Source organism: Pseudomonas petrae, assembly GCF_021728295.1.
Classification (GTDB): Bacteria; Pseudomonadota; Gammaproteobacteria; order Pseudomonadales; family Pseudomonadaceae; genus Aquipseudomonas; species Aquipseudomonas petrae.
In genome coordinates this window covers 301,018-318,836 of sequence record NZ_JAKJXE010000004.1, presented here as the reverse complement: position 1 = coordinate 318,836, position 17,819 = coordinate 301,018, and the positions used below count along the sequence as shown (strand labels likewise).

Here is a 17,819-nt window from a genome sequence, read left to right as displayed (position 1 = left end):
TGACCGAGGCCGACGGCCGACGACTGCAGCTCGCTGACCACCCGCCGCAGCTTGGCGGTGAACGCATTGAAGTGCCGGGCCAGCTGCGTGACTTCGTCGTTGCCTTGGGTTTCCAGGGTCCGGGTCAGGTCGCTTTCGCCGCTGGCGATATTGGCCATCGCCTCGACGGTGGCCTTGAGCGGGCCGGCGATGCTGCGCGCGATCAGAATCAACAACAGCGTCATGACCAGAATGATGCCGGCACTGATCGACAGCGCCTTGACCACCTGCTTGTAGAACTCGGCCTGCACGTCATCGATGTAAACGCCGGAGCCGATGATCCAGCCCCACGGCGCGAACAGCGAGATGTACGAGGTCTTGCCGACCGCCTCACTGGCGCCGGGCTTGGGCCAGCGGTAGTTGACCATGCCGGCGCCTTTGGCCTTGGCCAGCGTGACCATCTCATTGAAGACCTGAAAGCCGTCCGGGTCTTTGATGGCGGAAAGGTCCTGACCCACCAGCTTGGGATTGGCCGGGTGCATGATCATCACCGGGCGCAGGTCGTTGATCCAGAAGTAGTCGGTCTGGTTATAGCGCAGCCCGCGAATGGCATCCATCGCCTGCTGCTGCGCCTGCTCGCGGGTCAGGGTCCCTGCGGTTTCCAGGCCATGGTAGTAATCGAGCAGGCCGCTGGCGGTCTGCACCACGTGCATGGTCTTGATGGTTTTGGCTTCGTACAGATCGTCGTTGATCTGCTTGAGCATCGCCGCCGCCAGCGTAAACAGCATCACCACGGCGACGATGAGAATCAGCCACAAGCGCCGGCTGATTGAAAGATTGCGCATATTCATGATCGTCACTCCGTTTGTGTGTTCTTTTTATTGGGGCAGGCGTCTTGGGGCAGCGCGCCGGGCAAACCGGTTGTGGGACAGCGGATCGGGGACCGTCAAAGGACAGAGAGATGACGCTGTGTCATTAAGCGTCTCGGCTTACCGGTGATAAACCTGAGAGTGGCGCAGGGATTTATCTGCAATTGCAGGCACATGAGCCGAATTAGCTGTAAGAAATGCCTTCGCATGGCGTCAGACTCGATACAGATATAGCGAAAGGCTTACACAAGCTGAGGAACTTGGCTCTAGGTTGAAACACATCATCGCGATACATTGGATCCATCAACTGCAGCAACGGACCGCTGCAGGATCAAGGATGATCGACCGTTGCCAGGCATTGGCGGCCAACAGGAAGTTGGACGGTGTTGCACAAACCCGCTTCGGCGGGTTTTTTATTGCTTGCGATTTAGTGAAGGACCTTTCGCATGCATTTATTTCCCGAATCTGTACGACGTTTCGACCAAATGTTGTTTCCCAATGGAATTTCCGGCGCTTGCGCCGCTCACAGTACGGACTACACCCGAGTCCAGGACAGGGCCGGCCGGGCAGGCATGGGAAATAATTATTGTGGATGTGGCGCAAATGGCAGCAGACGTACCAAACATGGGACTCATTCTGGTGGTTGAGGACGAGGAAATCATTCGCGAGTTCGTGTGCGAGATCCTCGAGGATGAAGGCTTTACCACCCATGCGCTGGAGACGGCAGACGAGGCGGCGACTTACCTCGAGAGCAGCTCGGCCGACGTGGCGCTCCTTTTGACCGACATCCTCATGCCGGGCACCTTGAACGGTGCCGACCTTGCGAACCTGTCGCGCAACAAGTATCCGCACATCCCGATTCTGATCATGTCAGGTCACGAGACACCTGAGAGCTCTGGCGTCGCGCATCCGGTCGTGTTCATTCGCAAACCCTGGAGCTTCGGTCAGCTTTTACAGGGCGTGAACAGGGCCTTGGGCTATGACAAAGACGAAAGCCTGTGACCCTCAGCGGTCCGGCTCACATCCTTTGAGCACCAACCGGATAATGGTCTTGGCGGCCGCTTCGTAATCAGCGTCGTCCAGGTTCGCTTTACCGGTCACAGTGGAAATCTGCCAGTCGAAATCGGCGTAGGTCTGGGTCGCGGCCCAGATGCTGAACATCAGGTGATGGGGGTCGATCGGCGCGATCAGGCCATCATCAATCCAGCCCTGAATGCACTCGATGTTGTGCCTGGCCTGCCCATTCAACTGCCTAACCTGCTCGGGCGTCAGATGCGGCGCGCCGTGCATGATCTCGCTGGCGAACACCTTTGAGGCGAAGGGCAGGTCGCGGGAGATGCGGATCTTGGAGCGGATGTAACTCGTCAACACTTCAGCCGGCACACCCTCGCGATTGAATGGCGTCGATGCCTGCATGATCGGCTCGATGATGCTTTCGAGCACCTCGCGGTACAGGTTGTCCTTCGATTTGAAGTAGTAATAGACGTTGGGCTTAGGCACACCAGCCTTGGCGGCGATGTCGCTGGTCTTGCTGGCGGCGAATCCCTTATCGGCAAATTCTTCACTGGCTGCGCGCAGGATCAGTTCTTTGTTGCGCTCGCGGATGCTGCTCATAAACCGGTATGTCCTTGCCTGCTCGGCGGTGGCGAATGTTAGCACCGGCCTCGCGGCAGGCTCAACATTGCCACTGCCACGCAACGACATCCCTTTCCCGCACCGGCTTGCCGCTGTCGCGACCGCGCGCCAGTGGTATTGTGTGGCGGGTTGTACCGGGAGCATTACCAAAGCAGCACTATCAGAACTGGCGCCTTATCAAGGCTGAACGCGTATTCGGTGGCGAGGTGTTGGCAGCATGAATAGCCCATTGTTTTCCAGCGTCGTTGCGTATGCCCAGCATTGCGAGCGGCAGTTGGTGGAAATCCTGCACCGCCGACCGACGCTCGACCGGCAGCAGGTCATGACCTGGGTCGACGAGCAGAGTCATGCGATGAAGGACCGTGATCCCCTCGACCTTTTGCGCTCGCTCAACGCGAGGGTGCGAGCGGGCAAGCCGCTGCCGTGGGAAGGGCACTCCTGAGCGGGTGACCCTGGCCGCGTTTGCCTGTGACCGTTGAACGTCAGCCTGGGTGGGTCGTTGACGTTCTTTGGTCCCGGGCAAACGCGCGCCATGTCAATCAGTCGTCTGCGCTTAATTGTCGCTGATCGCCGCAAAGGCCGGCGCGGGCTTGCGGTTGTAATACATGGCGGCGCCTACCAGCAGCACCAGAATGCCCAGCAGAACCATCGACGAACCCACGGTGCCGAAGTCCAGCCCGCCTTTTTCATGGGGTTTGGTCAGCACATCGCCCAATGTCGCCCCGAACGGGCGAGTCAGCACGAAGGCGATCCAGAACAACGCCACCGAAGACAACCGGGTGGTGTAGTGAAGCACCACGATTACGGCAATCGCCGAGCCGATCAGCAATGCCCCGCCCATGAAGCCCAGCCCAGAGTCGTCCGCCAGGAAGTCGCCCAGCGCAGTGCCCAGGGTGTTCGAGAACAGGATGGCGAACCAATAGAACAGCTCGGCTTTCAGGGTCGTGACGCGGCTTACTGACAATGACCTTTCGCTCCAGTACCAGGCCGAGAAGATCGCCAGCAGGATCGCCACCAGAATGGCCGAACCCGCCGCATAACCGAGGCCAAGTGTGCGGTCCATGAAGTCGGACATGGTGGTGCCCGCGGTGCTGGTGGAAAGAATCACCAACCAGTACAGCGCCGGATTATAGCGTTTGGAGGCCAGTTGCGTGATCAGCGTGACGACAAACACGCTGATCAAGATAAGGGAGCTGATCAGATAGCCAACGTCGAGGGTCATCGACAGCAAGTCGCCTGCTGTTTCGCCTAACGTGGTGGCACAGATTTTCATGACCCAGAACGCGAGCGTAATCTGCGGAAGTTTGTTCATTGTGATTACCGGGTGGTTCAGACAGGGAGGTTCGAGTGTCTGCCTGACTGTGGCCGACGGTGCCTATCATCCCGGAGCGGAAGTTAAAAATCGGTCGTATGAAAATGAAAAGCGCATTAATTGCCCGGAGCGCAATGCCCCGGACATTTTGCAGTGGACGCCTGATGGCAACGGCCCGCGAAGGCGCTTGCCAGCAGCGTCCCGAAGCGATCAGAAGAACACTTTCACCAGTAAGCTCGCCGTGTTCTGGTCGGTGTCGAAAGAGCGCGTGTCGTTGATGCCGTACTTGTTGCTCCAGTAGTCGTACTCGACGCCCACATACAGCTGTCGGTCCGGAAGATTAAGCGCCTTGCCCAGGTCGTATTTGATCTGCGGGTTGAAGTGCAGGTTGGAGTGGTAGTCGCCTTTGCTGTTGGACTGTTTGTTGTCCACGACCCAGTCCATGAAACCGTCGATGAGAATGTCGGACTTGCCTACCGGAATCGTGTAGGACCACACCGGGGTAATCTGCCAGGCGCCGTAGCCTGCGCGGTGGCCGTCGTTGTAACGCTTGTAGAAGTTCAGCTGGAAGTAATCAAAGCCAGGCACCTTCAAGTCAAAACCCGGGCCGATCAGGTAGGACTCGACATCCCCTTCGCCAAACTCGTAAGTCGTCGCCAACAACACGTCAGTGATGGGCCCCAGCTGAAATTTCTGATCGAAGATCTTGCCCATCGACAGGCGCGGGGAAATCTCGCCGTACGTCGAGGCGTTGCCCAGGCTGCCGTCCTTCTTGCCGTTGTAATTGATGTAATCGAGGAAGACGAAGTTATCGCCGTATTTCCAGCCATCGGCATGTTCGTAGGTGAACGTCTGCTGGTTCTCAGGGTTCACGGCGAAGTTCTTGCCGTAGAGGTACGTCAAGCTGTTGCTCTGCCACTGCAGCAGATCACCCGACATGGCCGGCGTGGCGGCAAGCAGGCTACTGGCGGCCATCAGGCTGGAAAGCGTGCGGTTCATGTAAATACTCCCTTGGATTGACGTCGTGGTTTTTTGCGAACTGACGCTCTGTTATGGCGCCTTGGTTTTAATTGACTAAGTTGTCTGTTTGGTCAGCTTTGAGTGGATAGCAAAAGCTGAGCCAACACCTTGAAAAAAGACGAAAAAGCCCCGCCGGCTGTTTAGAAAACAGTCGATTGGTCGATATGTCGATGCCGTTTGGAAGATGCACGGGCTGATCGGAGAGTTGTCCGGTCAGTCAGGTTGGTGGCAGTGTTGTTATTGGACTGAATTCGAGCGGCGGCGGAGGATACTGACTCGCGCTGCCGTGCTCAAGTGCTCTGTGACAGAGCACTCCCGTCGAAAACAGGGCAACCCCTCAGTGTGAATGCAGCGGCCCGGCAATCGCCGCGCGGTCGGCACCGCCGAGGACATTGAACAGCAGGTTCAGCAACACCGCGCTCAATGTCGCCATGGCGATGCCGCTATGGGTGATCGGCCCCATCCACTGTGGCAGTTGGCTGAAGAACTCCGGCCGCACCACCGGGATCAGGCCCATGCCGATGCTCACCGCGACCAGCAGCTGGTTGCGCCGATCGGCGATGTCCGCTTCCTGGAGGATCTTGATCCCGGTGGCGGCGACCATGCCGAACATCGCGATGGCCGCGCCGCCCAGTACCGCAGGCGGAATCGAGGCCACCAGATACGCCGCTTTCGGCAGCAAACTGAGCACGATGAGAAACCCGCCCGCGACGATGGTCACCGAGCGGCAGCGCACGCCGGTCATCTGCACCAGGCCGATGTTCTGCGCAAACGAGGAATGGGTGAAGGTGTTGAGAAAGCCCGCGAGAAACGAGGCGGCCGCGTCGCACAGCAGCCCCCGGCGCAACATGCCCGGCGTGACTTCGCGGTCGGTGATCTTGCCCAGTGCGAGGAACATCCCCGTGGATTCGACAAAAATGATCACCACCACCAGGCACATCGACAGGATCGGCGCGAGGCTGAATTGCGGCATGCCGAAGTGCAGGGGCGTGACCACCTTCAGCCATTCGGCCTGACCCAGACCACTGAGGTCGACCATGCCGATGAAGCCGGAGAGGATGTAGCCCAGGCCCATGCCGATCAGCACGGAGATGTTCACCCAGAACCCGCGCATGAAGCGGTTGATCAGCAGGATGGTCAGCAACACCAGCGCGGCGACGCCGAGGTAGACCGGGTCGCCGAAACTCACCGCCTTGCTGCCGCCGCCCGCCCAGTTGACCGCCACCGGGAACAGCGACAGCCCGATCGAGGTGATCACCGTGCCGGTCACCAGCGGCGGAAAGAAGCGCACGATTTTCGACATGAACGGCGCGATCAGCATGCCGAAGAAGCCCGCTGCGATGGTCGCGCCGAAGATGCCCGGCAGGCCGACGCCACTCATCCCGGCCATCGCCACCATGCTGCCGACGGCGGCGAAACTGGCGCCCATCATGATCGGCATGCGAATCCCCAGCGGACCGATGCCGAGGGACTGCACCACCGTGGCAATGCCGGCGACGAGCAGGTCGGCGTTGATCAGAAAGGCGATTTCCTCCCGGGAAAGCCCGGCGGCCTGGCCGATGATCAGCGGCACCGCAACGGCACCGCCGTACATCAACAGGACGTGTTGCAGGCCCACCAGAATCAGTTGCAGCAATGGCAGGGGCTGTCGTGGCGGCGCGGCAGGAATGCGCGCGTGAGTTGACTCGGACATGCAACACCTCATTGTTTTTATTTTTTGAGTACGCCCGGTGTGGCAGGGCGGTGGAACGCTGTTTCTGTAGGAGCGTGGCTTGTCCCGCGATCAACCGGGAACCGGTCGCAAATCGGATAACCCTGTGCATCTGATGAAACGCGGGAACCCATTTGCTGCCGCTGCGCGCCAGATCGCGGGACAAGCCACGCGCCTACAGGAGATTCATTCGTCCATGAACCTGCAGTCAGCCGATCAGTTCGTCTGTGCCCCTTTATCGATCCATTGCCCCAGCAGGTCACGTTCCTGTTGGGTCATCTGGGTGATATTGCCCAGCGGCATGATCTGCGCGGTCACGGCCTGGGCCTGAATGCGTGGGGCGAGTTGCTGGATCTGTTGCGGCGTGTCGAACATGATCCCGGCCGGCGCGCTGCTGAACAGCGGGCTGGTCGGTTTGGCGGAATGGCAGACGGTGCAGCGTTCCTGAATCACGCTGTGGACCTTCTCGAAATCCACACCGCCGGTGCTGGCCTGCGCCGGTTGGGCTTCAACCGCTGCTGCAGGTGCCGGGGCTGCGGCTGCGGCTGCGGCTGGGACTGGCGCGACTTCAGGCTTCGGCTGTTCGTCGGTGCGATGGCCGCCAATGGCGGTGCCCGGCAGTGGCTGGTACTGGATGTTCGCCGCGACGTCCGGGCCGCGCGGCATTTGCGCGGGGCCGGTGACGTAGGCCAGGCACATCATGCCCAGCGCGCCGACCGGCAGGGCCCACGCATATTTGTGGCTGTTGTGACGGGTGTTGAAGTAGTGACGCACCAGCACCGCACACACCGCGATCCCGGCCAGAATCAGCCAGTTGTACTGACTGCCGTACGTGCTCGGGAAGTGGTTGCTGATCATGATGAACAGCACCGGCAGGGTGAAGTAGTTGTTGTGCCGTGAACGCAGCAATCCTTTGGCGGGCAGCGACGGGTCCGGCGTGCGGTGCTCGGCGATGGCGGCGACCAGCGCGCGCTGGGCCGGCATGATGATGCGCAGCACGTTGCCGACCATGATCGTGCCGATGATCGCACCCGTGTGCAGGTAAGCCGCCCGCCCGCTGAACACCTGGCTGAAGCCGAAGCAGGCAGCGATGATCAGCACGAACAGCACCAGGCCCAGCAGGGCAGGGCGCTTGCCCAGCGGCGAATCGCACAGGATGTCGTAGATCGTCCAACTGGCGATCAGTGAGCCGACACCGATGGCGATGCCTGCGCCGCCGCTCAGCGTGCTGCCGGGTGCCAGCAGGTAAAGGGTGGGGTTGGAATAGAACACGATGCACAGCAGCGCAATGCCCGACATCCAGGTCCAGTAGGCTTCCCATTTGAACCAGTGCAGGTCGTCCGGCATGGTCGGCGGCGCCAGCTTGTACTTTTCCAGGTGGTAGATACCGCCGCCGTGAATCGCCCAGAGGTCGCCCGACAGACCGTCACGGGGGTTGGCGCGGTTGAGGTTGTTCTCCAGCCAGACGAAATAAAAGGACGCGCCGATCCAGGCGATCCCGACGATCATGTGAATCCAGCGCACGCCCAGATTCAGCCATTCCATCAGATGTGCAGCCACAGTCTTACCCTTTGCCTGCCACCCCTTAACGGGTGGTCAGACCCTTCTTATAGTTGGGGATCGAGAACCATCTTCTGACTCTCTTCGAAGAAATGCTCATCGCAGTTATTGCCACTGCCACTGCGATCAACCACCAGGAAGTCATCCCGCTTTTCGATCGTCAGCACCGGGTGGTGCCAGACGCCGCGATGGTAATTAACACCCTGCCTGCCATTGGTGATGAAGGCGCGGGTCAACTCGGGTTCAGGTGCATCGCCAAATGGCGCGACCACGACCAGAAAAGGATGGCCGAGCAGCGGAATGAACGCCTGGCTGCCCAGCGGGTGGCGCTCCAGCATGCTGATGGTCAACGGCATGTCCAGCGCCTCGGCGCGAAAGATGCTGATGATCGCCTGGTCGTCGGGCGTCGCCGTTTCAACCTCGGCCAGACGGTGAAAGCGCATGGTCGAGCCGTTATTGATCATGAAATGATCGCTGCCGTCGGTTTCGATGACATCGCCGAACGGGGCGAAGGCTGCCTGGGTCAACGGCTCGATGATCAGTGTGCGCATGCTGGGTCTTCTTTCTCGAAATCAAAAATTGAATATTCGGTTCGTGCAGGATCTAAAGACTTGCAAATCCCTTGTAGGAGCGCGCTTGCCCGCGATGCGGTGTGTCAGCCGATGAATGTGTCACAGGCATATTGCATTCGCGGGCAAGCGCGCTCCTACAGGTTTATGTGTTGTCCGTTCCCGCATTGTGTGGTAACGGCACCCTCGTTATTTCGCGACCTTGCCCAACACGCGCAACCGGCTCACGCCGCCATCCGGGAACACGTTCAGGCGGATATGGGTAATCGGCCCCAGTGCCTTGATCTGCTCGACGAAGGTGTGTTCGGCGTGCATTTCCAGCTTCTGGCTCGGCAGCAGTTCGCGCCAGAACAGGCTCTGGGTTTCGATCTGGCTGTCGGTGCCGCCTTTGACGAACGCTGCCTGAATCGAGCAGCTGTCCGGGTAGTTGCCCTTGAAGTGCAGGGTGTCGACGACGATCTGCTCCACTTCACCGGCATGCCCCAGCGCCACGATCACCCAGTCATTGCCAGGGGTGCGGCGACGTGCGGTTTCCCAGCCGTCGCCCATGTTCACGCCACGGCCCGGGTTGAGGATGTTGCTCATGCGCCCGAAATGCTCGTCCGAGCAGGCCAGCGCACGACCCCCATTCAGCGCGGCGGCCAGGTCGATCTGCTCGTTGTCGCCCACGGACGTCCAGTCCCGATGGGGCACGCCGTACACCCGCAGACGTGCCACGCCGCCGTCCGGGTAGATATTGAAACGCAAGTGGCTGTAGGCCTTGGCGTCCGCGATCTCGTGGTAATGGTGGCTGTCGCCCTTGAGCTCCACGGCCGGCAGCACGTCGGTCCACACGGTGAGCTCGTCCGGCTCGCCCGACGCCAGGAAGCACGCTTCCAGCGAGGCCGATGGCGGGTAGTTGCCGGTGAAGAACGAGGTGTCGATGTCCACGCCTTTGATCGAACCGGCGACGCCCAGGCGGATCACTGCACTGTCGTAACCTTCGAAGCGCTTGCGGCGCGACTCCCAGCCGTCCATCCACTTGCCGTTGTCGTCGAACACGCCTTCTTTCCAGACCGCAGGCGTCGGCTGGAACAGACGGTTGGCATCGGCGAACCAGTCATCGGTGACGGACAGGATCTTCGTCCCCAAGCGCGCATCGGCCAGGTTGACGAACTTCTCGAAGGGTGCGGCGTAAGCTTTCATTCTTTTTGTCTGCCTTTGATAGTGGGCGTGGGAAAGGTCGGTCAGAGGGCTTGCAGTCGAAACATCGCGATCTTGTTGATCTCGCCGAGGGCGCAGGCGAACTCGGCGTCTGCCGGGTTGTGAATGCGCGTCTCGAAGGCCGCGAGGATCTGATGCCGGTTGCTGCCTTTTACCGCCATGATGAAAGGGAACGCGAACGTTGCTTTGTAGGCGTCGTTCAGCTCGGTGAAGCGCTGAAACTCTTCGGCCGTGCATTGGTGGATACCGGCGCCAGCCTGTTCAGAGGTACTGGCTTCGGTCAGTTGGCCTTGCACGGCGGCTTTGCCGGCAAGGTCCGGGTGAGCGTTGATCAGCGCCAGTTGCGCGGCGTGATCGGCACTCAACAGGATGTCGCTCATGCGTGCATGCAGCGTCTCGATGTCGTCGAGCTCATGTAACCGGCCCAGGTCATAGGCCTGTTCGGCGACCCAGGGCGAGTGTTCGTAGATGTCGGCGAAAGCCTGGACGAATTCGTCGCGGCTGAGGGAAGAGGGCTTCAGGGTCTGAAAACGGCTCATTCGGCGGCTCCATTGAAGGGGTGTACCTGATGCCAGTGCCGCGCGATTTCCACACGGCGGGCGAACCAGACGTGCTCGTGGCCTTTGACGTACTCAAGAAAACGCTGCAGCGCGGCCAGTCGGGCAGGGCGGCCAATCAAGCGGCAGTGCAGGCCGATCGAAAGCATTTTCGGCGCCTCGGCCCCTTCGGCGTAAAGCACGTCGAAGGCGTCTTTCAGGTAATCGAAAAAATCATCGCCCTTGTTGAAACCCTGCACCTGGGTGAAGCGCATGTCGTTGGTGTCCAGCGTGTACGGGATCACCAGATGCGGCTTGCCGGTGGAGTTGTTCGGCTCCCAATAGGGCAGGTCGTCGTCGTAGGTGTCGCAGTCGTAGAGAAAACCGCCTTCTTCCATCACCAGCCGCCGGGTGTTCGGGCCGGTGCGCCCGGTGTACCAACCCAGCGGACGTTCACCGGTGAGTTCGGTGAGGATGCGGATCGCTTCGAGCATGTGCTCGCGTTCCTGCGCCTCGTCCATGTTCTGGTAGTCGATCCAGCGATAGCCGTGGCTGCAGATCTCATGGCCGGCGTCGACCATGGCGCGGATCACGTCCGGGTGACGCTGGGCGGCCATGGCAACGGCGAAAACCGTCATCGGGATGTCGAATTGCTTGAACAGCTTGAGCACGCGCCACACGCCGGCACGGCTGCCGTATTCGTAGAGCGATTCCATGCTCATGTTGCGCTGGCCCTGCAGCGGTTGCGCGGCGACCATTTCAGAGAGAAACGCTTCGGATTCCTTGTCGCCATGCAGAATGTTGCGCTCGCCGCCTTCCTCGTAATTGAGCACGAACGACAGCGCGATACGGGCGTTGCCTGGCCAGCGGGGATGGGGCGGGTTACTGCCGTAACCGATCAGGTCGCGTGGGTAGTCGGCGCTCACTGCAATCTTCCTTATCTACATGTGTTCTGTGGCGGTGGTCGTCAGGGCAATGCATCAAGGTGCCGTGACGGTCGCTGCGATGGTGAGATTGTATACAACTTTATTTACAAGTTGTAACCCTGTTTTTTCATTCCACGCCACTCCCAGCCTCATGGGATCACTGTGCAAGAAACCTGCCCGAGTGGTCAGATAAAGCGCTCGCCACGGTTTAGCTCTGTGGCCTGCGCTGCTTTCCGGGCCGTGGGGCCGCAGCACTGGAGCGACGGAAATTTAGGTGATTTTAATTGTGTACAATCCGCGCATAAACTGTCTTAATCCTGTTCATGTCTTACCGCTGATGCCCCTTTCGGGTGCAGGCCATCTCTTTATTTCTCACTGAATGAGGCAACGACACGCCATGGGACGACTCACCACTCACGTGCTGGACGCTGCACATGGCTGCCCCGGCAGCTCAATCCGCGTCGCACTTTATCGGGTCGATGGCGACCAGCTGGAGAAAGTCGCCGAGGCAGTGACCAATAGCGACGGCCGCTGCGACGCCCCGCTGTTGCAGGGCGATGACTACCAGTCTGGCGTCTATCAATTGCAGTTTCAGGCCGGCGAGTACTTTCACGGCAAAGGCGTGAAATCCGGCAAGCAGGCGTTTCTCGATGAAGTGGTGCTGCGCTTCGGCATCGACGCCGGGCAAGACCACTACCACGTGCCGCTGCTGATTTCGCCCTACAGCTACTCGACCTATCGCGGCAGCTAGATCGCTCCCGCTTTACTGCTTTGGCCCCTGCCTTCCACGCAACCACAGTTCCTCTTGCCCGCCCACACTGCGGGCTTTTTTTTGCCCTTGAATGTTGCTTTGGGCTTTTGTTCTTTAAGTCAGCGGCTGATCAGGGCGACGGTGCCCGCAGTGCCGAACAGACCGGCGCTGATGCGGTTGAACCAGGTCTGGCCCTTGCCGGTGCGCAGATAGCGGGCCGCGCCCCGGGCGCTGAGGCCGTAGAACAATTTGCAGCTCAGGTCGAGGACGGTCCAAGTGACGATCATGGTGATCAACTGGCCGAAGAACGGCTCATCCGCCTTGAGAAATTGCGGCAAAAAGGCGGCGAAAAACAGGATGTCTTTCGGGTTGCTGCCGCCCAGCACGAACGCGCGCCAGAACAGTGAGCCGAACGCGGGTTTGCTGGTGGCCTCGGGCACTTCGGTGGCGGTGGCGGGCCGGCGCGACTGTTTCCAGCTCTGCCAGGCCAGGTAAAACAGGTACAGACCGCCGACGATTTTCAATGCGCTGAACAATTGCTCGGACGCGAGCAGCAAGGCGCCCAGTCCCAGGGCCGAGGCGCTAAGCAGGCAGATCGACGCGCAGACGCCGCCGAGGAAGGCCGGGTAGGAACGCAGCAGGCCGTAATTCAGGCTGTTGCCGATCATCAGCAGTGACAGCGGCCCTGGAATCAGAATGACCACCAGCGCAGCGCCGCTGAACAGCAGCCAGGTTTCCAGTGTCATGGGGTGTTCTCCTTGTTTACTTGAAAGCAGAAACGCCGCTGACTGCGCGGCGCTTCATGTCATGCAGGGCTGCGACTGCCATCCATCAGCAGTGCGGCATCCGGGAAGCGTTACAAAAACACGAACTTGGCGATGAAGATCGCGCACAGCACCCACAGGCTGATGGAGATTTCCCGATGGCGGCCGGTGCCGGCCTTGAGCACCACATAGGTGATGAACCCCAGCGCAATCCCGTCCGCGACCGAAAACGTCAGCGGCATCATGATCGCCGTCACGATCGCCGGAATGCTGTCGGTGGCTTCGTCCCAGTCGATGTGCGCCATGCCGCCCATCATCAGCATCGCCACGTAAATCAGTGCACCTGCGGTCGCGTAAGCGGGAATCATGCCAGCCAGCGGGGCGAAGAACATTGCCGCCACGAACAGCACGCCCACCGTTACGGCGGTCAGACCAGTCCGACCCCCGGCCGCCACGCCCGAGGCGCTTTCCACGTAACTGGTCACCGGCGGCACACCGACCATTGCGCCGAACACGCTGGACGCACTGTCAGCCTTTAAGGCCCGCGAGAGGTTCTCGATGCGGCCGTCTTCACGCACCAAACCGGCGCGCTGTGCCACACCCATGAGCGTGCCGGCCGTGTCGAACATGTGCACGAACAGAAACGCCAGCACCACGCTGATCATGCTGACGTTGAACACGCCGGCCAGGTCCATCGCCATCCAGGTCGGCGCCAGGCTCGGCGGCATGGAGAAGATGCCGTTGTAATGCACCAGCCCCAGGCCCCAGCCGGCCAGCGTCACCGCGATGATGCTGATGAGGATCGCGCCGAACACCCGGTGATAACTGAGCACGGCAATCATCAGAAAGCAGATGGCGGCGAGCAGCGGACCGGGCTCGCGCAACGAGCCGAGCTTGATCAGCGTCGCCGGGCTGTCGACCACGATGCCGGCAGTCTTCAGGCCGATCAGCCCGAGAAACAGACCGACCCCCGCGCCCATGGCGTAACGCAGGCTGACCGGGATGCTGTTGAGCAACCATTCGCGGATCCGCGACAGCGTCAGGAACATGAAGATCACGCCCGAGACGAACACCGCACCCAGCGCCGTCTCCCAGCTATAGCCCATGGTGCCGACCACGGTGTAGGTGAAGAACGCATTCAGGCCCATCCCCGGCGCCAGGCCCACCGGCCAGTTGGCGTACAGCCCCATCAGCAGGCAACCCAGCGCGGCGGCGATGCAGGTCGCGACGAACGCCGCGCCATGATCGATACCGGCGTCAGCCATGATGTTGGGGTTGACGAAGATGATGTAGGCCATGGTGATGAAGGTCGTGAGCCCTGCCAACAGCTCGGTTCGGACGGTCGTGCCGTGCAGGCTGAGCTTGAAGAGGCGTTCAAGCAGGCCTTTGCGTGGCAGCGTGAGATCCAGCGGCGTGGCTTCGGTTTTGCGACTTTCCACAGTGAAATCCTCGGGACGTTTTTTGTTGTTATTACAAAGCCGGTTGCCGGCTCCGGGAGGCGGGTGACCTGTCAGGCTGATTTGTTGACTGAAAGGTCAGAAACGTGCACGAAGGGATTATGCTTTTGTATACAAATAATGCAAATAATGTTTTCGATCCTGTGCTGAATATTTGTCGGATTGTGTGCATAACGCCCTGTCATTTCGGGGCCTGTGCAGACTTTGCCGGCTGTGTACAATGCGCCATTACTTTTACTGTGACTTTGCCGGGATATCTGCTATTGGTTGCTCCAACAGTGGTCGTACCCGCCCTGATCACGGCAAGGCCCCGCGCCGGATTCTGTTACCACGAGTGCCCATGAACGATCAGTTGCAACCTCTCAAGAAACACTCACGCACGGCCAAGTCCGGCCGCAGCGGCACCCAGGACGACATCGTCTACGCGCACATCTTCGAGGCGATTCTCGAACAGCGTCTGGCGCCCGGCACCAAGCTGAGTGAAGAAGCCCTCGGTGAAATCTTCGGCGTCAGCCGCACCATCATTCGTCGCGCACTGTCGCGACTGGCCCACGAAGGCGTGGTGTTGCTGCGCCCGAACCGTGGCGCGGTGGTGGCCAGCCCGAGCGTCGAAGAGGCACGACAGGTGTTCTTCGCCCGGCGTCTGGTGGAGAAGGCGATCACTGAACTGGCGGTCGAGCACGCCACGGCGGAACAGCTCAGCGAGCTGCGCCAGATGGTCAGCGACGAGCGCGACAGTTTTTCCAAAGGGGATCGCGGGGCGGGCATTCGTCTGTCGGGGGAATTTCATCTGAAGCTGGCGGAAGCGGCGAAGAACGCTCCGCTGATCAGCTTTCAGCGCAGCCTGGTCTCGCAGACCTCGCTGATCATCGCGCAGTACGAAAGCGGCAACCGCTCGCACTGCTCGTACGATGAACACACCCAGCTGATTGACGCCATCGAAGCCCGCGACGCAACCCTGGCGGTGAACCTGATGATGCATCACATGGATCACATCGACAGCAAGCTCAACCTCGACGAAGACAGCGCCTCCGACGACCTCCACGCCGTGTTCTCGCACCTGATGCTGCCGAAGAAAAAGGCAGGGCGCAGTACGGCGGTGTAAGCCCTGCAGTAAGCCTTGCAGCTCGCGGCGTACACCTCACCGGCGTCACGCACATCATTTTCGGCGAACGAAGCACCTGTAGGAGCGCGCTTGCCCGCGAATGCGTTTCGTCAGTCAGCCAATGTGTTGCTGACCGACCGCTTTCGCGGGCAAGCGCGCTCCTACAGTGCGGCGTTTGAAAGCGCGAGTCCTAAACTAATAGGCGGCTGCCTATCGTTTTCAGCGCTTATGCACCAACCCCCCCGCCGAATACGTTTCGTTCACGGTCCGGTCATCCCCCAGGGTCATCAGCACAAACAACTGCTCTTCAATGCTCGTCGTCTGTTTCATGCGATAGGACAGCAGCGGCGTGGCGTTGAAATCCAGCACCACAAAGTCCGCCTCACTGCCCGGCTGCAGGTTGCCGATCTTGTCTTCAAGCCGCAGCGCCCGTGCGCCGCCCAGCGTCGCCAAATACAGCGATTTGAACGGGCTCAGTTTGGCGCCTTGCAGCTGCATGACCTTGTACGCCTCGTTCAACGTCTGCAGTAAGGAGAAGCTGGTGCCGCCGCCGACATCGGTGCCCAGGCCCACGTTGACCTTGTGTTTTTCGGCCATCGGCAAGTTGAACAGCCCACTGCCGAGGAAGAAGTTGGACGTCGGGCAGAAGGCGATGGCTGACCCGGTTTCCGCCAGGCGCTCACACTCTTCGTCGCACAGGTGCACGCCGTGGGCGAACACCGAGCGCTCGCCGAGCAGCTTGAAATGGTCATACACGTCCAGGTAATTCTTGCGCTCCGGGAACAGGGCCTTGACCCATTCGACCTCCTTCAGGTTTTCACTGATGTGGGTCTGCATGTACAGGTCGGGGTATTCAGTCAGCAACTGCCCGGCAAGGGTCAGTTGTTCGGGCGTGCTGGTCGGTGCGAAGCGCGGGGTGACGGCGTAATGCAGGCGGCCCTTGCCGTGCCAGCGCTCGATCAGCGCCTTGCTGTCGACGTAGCTGGATTCGGCGGTGTCAACCAGATAGTCCGGCGCGTTGCGGTCCATCATCACCTTGCCGGCGATCAGGCGCAGATTGAGCTTCTCGGCGGCACTGAACAGCGCCTCCACCGACTCCTTGTGACGACTGCCGAACACCAGTGCGGTGGTGGTGCCGTTGCGCAGCAATTCCTTGAGAAAGAGGTCAGCCACCTGCGCCGAATGCTCAGGGTCTTCGAACTGCTTCTCGCAGGGAAACACGTAGGTATTCAGCCAGTCGAGTAACTGCTCGCCGTAGGAGCCGACCATACCGGTCTGCGGCAAATGGATGTGGGTGTCGATGAAACCGGCGGTGATCAGCGCGTCCTGATAGCTGACGATTTCGACGTCGTCAGTGAGCGTGCCGAGCAGGTCTTCGGCGTTGCCCAGGGCGAGGATCTTGCCGTTTTCGACCAGCATCAGGCCGTCTTCGAAATACTCATACGACGCTTCCACCGCCACGTCGGCAGGGTCGGCAATGCTGTGAATGATGGCGGCGCGGTAGGCTTTTATGGCGGTGCTGATATCGGTGGTCATGTCAGTTGATCATTCTTCCGGGATTCATTGGGCCTGGCTGCGGCGGGACACCGGCAGCAGCTTGGCGACAGGTTCGGCGGTGGTGCTTTGCTCGCCGAAATGAGCGTTGTAGGTGGCGATCACTTCGCCGGCGATGGACACGGCGATTTCCATGGGCAGTTTGCCTTTGACCTCGGTCAGGCCCATCGGGCAACGCATGCGCTGCAGCACTGCGGCGTCGAAGCCACGATCACGCAGGCGATGCTCAAATTTCACGCGCTTGGTTTTCGAGCCGATTAGGCCGAAATAGCTGAAGTCGCCTCGCTTGAGAATGGCGGCGGCGAGTTCCAGGTCCAGCTGATGATTGTGGGTCATGACGATGCAATAGCTGCCAGCGGGAAGGTTATCGACTTCTTCGATGACGTCCTCGCTGAGTATCTGCGTCACGCCTTCTGGCATGTGCGCGGGAAACTCGGCCTCGCGGGAATCGATCCAGCGCACGCGGCAGGGCAGGCTGGCGAGCAGCGGCACCAGCGCCCGCCCGACGTGGCCGGCGCCGAAAACGGCAATGTGTGCCTGGGGCTGGCCCATGGGTTCGAACAGCAACACGTTCACGCCACCGCAGCACTGACCCAGGCTGGCGCCGAGGCTGAAGCGCTCAAGACGGGTTTGCTGGCTGCCGCTGGCGAGCATTTCCCGGGCGATTTCCATGGCCTTGTATTCCAGATGCCCGCCGCCGATGGTGTCGAAGATCCTCGCGGCGCTGACGACCATTTTCGAGCCGGCATTGCGCGGCGTTGAGCCACGCTCCTCGATGATGGTCACCAGCACGCAGGCCTCGCCCTGCTGCTGCAAATCGGCCAGGGCGCTGATCCAGTTATTCATGTGATTCTCCTCACGCATCGAT

Annotated in this window: 17 protein-coding genes and 1 pseudogene; 4 read left to right on the top strand and 14 right to left on the bottom strand. The window is 60.4% G+C overall.

Annotated elements, in window-relative coordinates; genetic code table 11:
- Positions 1–56: 56 nt before the first annotated feature.
- A pseudogene (locus L4G42_RS26290) lies at positions 57–692 on the bottom strand (cache domain-containing protein); the annotation flags it as partial.
- A 780-nt stretch (positions 693–1,472) separates the two neighbouring features.
- Between L4G42_RS26290 and L4G42_RS09115 the strand changes: the two are divergent.
- Complete coding sequence (locus L4G42_RS09115) at positions 1,473–1,850, top strand: response regulator (RefSeq protein WP_237259699.1); 378 nt, start codon at positions 1,473–1,475, stop codon at positions 1,848–1,850.
- A gap of 3 nt (positions 1,851–1,853) precedes the next feature.
- On the opposite strand, the gene L4G42_RS09110 is transcribed toward L4G42_RS09115, so the two are convergent.
- Complete coding sequence (locus L4G42_RS09110) at positions 1,854–2,462, bottom strand: TetR/AcrR family transcriptional regulator (protein WP_237254346.1); 609 nt, start codon at positions 2,460–2,462, stop codon at positions 1,854–1,856.
- Between the two features lie 238 nt (positions 2,463–2,700).
- Between L4G42_RS09110 and L4G42_RS09105 the strand changes: the two genes are divergently transcribed.
- Complete coding sequence (locus tag L4G42_RS09105) at positions 2,701–2,925, top strand: hypothetical protein (RefSeq protein ID WP_065988731.1); 225 nt, start codon at positions 2,701–2,703, stop codon at positions 2,923–2,925.
- Between the two features lie 111 nt (positions 2,926–3,036).
- Here the strand turns inward: L4G42_RS09105 and L4G42_RS09100 are convergent, their stop codons facing one another.
- The 8 genes from L4G42_RS09100 to puuE form a co-directional block, all read right to left on the bottom strand.
- Complete coding sequence (locus tag L4G42_RS09100; protein WP_237254344.1) at positions 3,037–3,795, bottom strand: COG4705 family protein; 759 nt, start codon at positions 3,793–3,795, stop codon at positions 3,037–3,039.
- 210 nt (positions 3,796–4,005) lie between these two features.
- Positions 4,006–4,794, bottom strand: coding sequence for an outer membrane protein OmpK (locus L4G42_RS09095; RefSeq protein ID WP_237254343.1), 789 nt, complete (start codon positions 4,792–4,794; stop codon positions 4,006–4,008).
- A gap of 358 nt (positions 4,795–5,152) precedes the next feature.
- A complete protein-coding gene (locus tag L4G42_RS09090; RefSeq protein ID WP_237254342.1) occupies positions 5,153–6,508 on the bottom strand; it encodes a nucleobase:cation symporter-2 family protein in 1,356 nt (451 codons plus the stop codon).
- A gap of 234 nt (positions 6,509–6,742) precedes the next feature.
- Positions 6,743–8,086, bottom strand: a complete 1,344-nt coding sequence (locus tag L4G42_RS09085) for a urate hydroxylase PuuD (RefSeq protein WP_237254341.1) — start codon at positions 8,084–8,086, stop codon at positions 6,743–6,745.
- A gap of 47 nt (positions 8,087–8,133) precedes the next feature.
- Entirely contained in the window at positions 8,134–8,637 is a 504-nt protein-coding gene (locus L4G42_RS09080; RefSeq protein ID WP_237254340.1) for an ureidoglycolate lyase, read from the bottom strand.
- A 207-nt stretch (positions 8,638–8,844) separates the two neighbouring features.
- Positions 8,845–9,840 (bottom strand): allantoicase, encoded by a 996-nt coding sequence (alc, locus tag L4G42_RS09075; protein ID WP_237254339.1) that lies wholly within the window; start codon positions 9,838–9,840, stop codon positions 8,845–8,847.
- 41 nt (positions 9,841–9,881) lie between these two features.
- Entirely contained in the window at positions 9,882–10,397 is a 516-nt protein-coding gene (gene uraD / locus L4G42_RS09070; RefSeq protein ID WP_237254338.1) for a 2-oxo-4-hydroxy-4-carboxy-5-ureidoimidazoline decarboxylase, read from the bottom strand.
- A complete protein-coding gene (gene puuE / locus L4G42_RS09065; RefSeq protein ID WP_237254337.1) occupies positions 10,394–11,320 on the bottom strand; it encodes an allantoinase PuuE in 927 nt (308 codons plus the stop codon). Before puuE ends, uraD begins: the two co-directional genes overlap by 4 nt.
- Positions 11,321–11,717: 397 nt before the next feature.
- On the opposite strand from puuE, the gene uraH reads away from it, so the two are divergent.
- Entirely contained in the window at positions 11,718–12,071 is a 354-nt protein-coding gene (gene uraH / locus L4G42_RS09060) for a hydroxyisourate hydrolase (RefSeq protein ID WP_237254336.1), read from the top strand.
- A 119-nt stretch (positions 12,072–12,190) separates the two neighbouring features.
- Here uraH and L4G42_RS09055 read toward each other — a convergent pair whose 3' ends face one another.
- Positions 12,191–12,817 carry a LysE family translocator gene (locus L4G42_RS09055; protein ID WP_237254335.1) on the bottom strand — a complete coding sequence of 209 codons (627 nt, stop codon included), beginning with the start codon at positions 12,815–12,817 and terminating at the stop codon, positions 12,191–12,193.
- A gap of 110 nt (positions 12,818–12,927) precedes the next feature.
- Positions 12,928–14,274, bottom strand: coding sequence for an NCS2 family permease (locus L4G42_RS09050; RefSeq protein ID WP_237254334.1), 1,347 nt, complete (start codon positions 14,272–14,274; stop codon positions 12,928–12,930).
- A 358-nt stretch (positions 14,275–14,632) separates the two neighbouring features.
- Here L4G42_RS09050 and L4G42_RS09045 point away from each other — a divergent pair, with 358 nt between their 5' ends.
- Positions 14,633–15,397 carry a GntR family transcriptional regulator gene (locus tag L4G42_RS09045; RefSeq protein ID WP_192174191.1) on the top strand — a complete coding sequence of 255 codons (765 nt, stop codon included), beginning with the start codon at positions 14,633–14,635 and terminating at the stop codon, positions 15,395–15,397.
- A gap of 219 nt (positions 15,398–15,616) precedes the next feature.
- Here the strand turns inward: L4G42_RS09045 and guaD are convergent, their stop codons facing one another.
- Both guaD and xdhC read right to left on the bottom strand, forming a co-directional pair.
- Positions 15,617–16,933: a guanine deaminase gene (gene guaD, locus L4G42_RS09040; protein ID WP_237254333.1), complete on the bottom strand. Its 1,317-nt coding sequence runs from the start codon at positions 16,931–16,933 to the stop codon at positions 15,617–15,619.
- A 24-nt stretch (positions 16,934–16,957) separates the two neighbouring features.
- Positions 16,958–17,797 carry a xanthine dehydrogenase accessory protein XdhC gene (gene xdhC / locus L4G42_RS09035; RefSeq protein ID WP_237254332.1) on the bottom strand — a complete coding sequence of 280 codons (840 nt, stop codon included), beginning with the start codon at positions 17,795–17,797 and terminating at the stop codon, positions 16,958–16,960.
- Between the last annotated feature and the right edge of the window lie 22 nt (positions 17,798–17,819).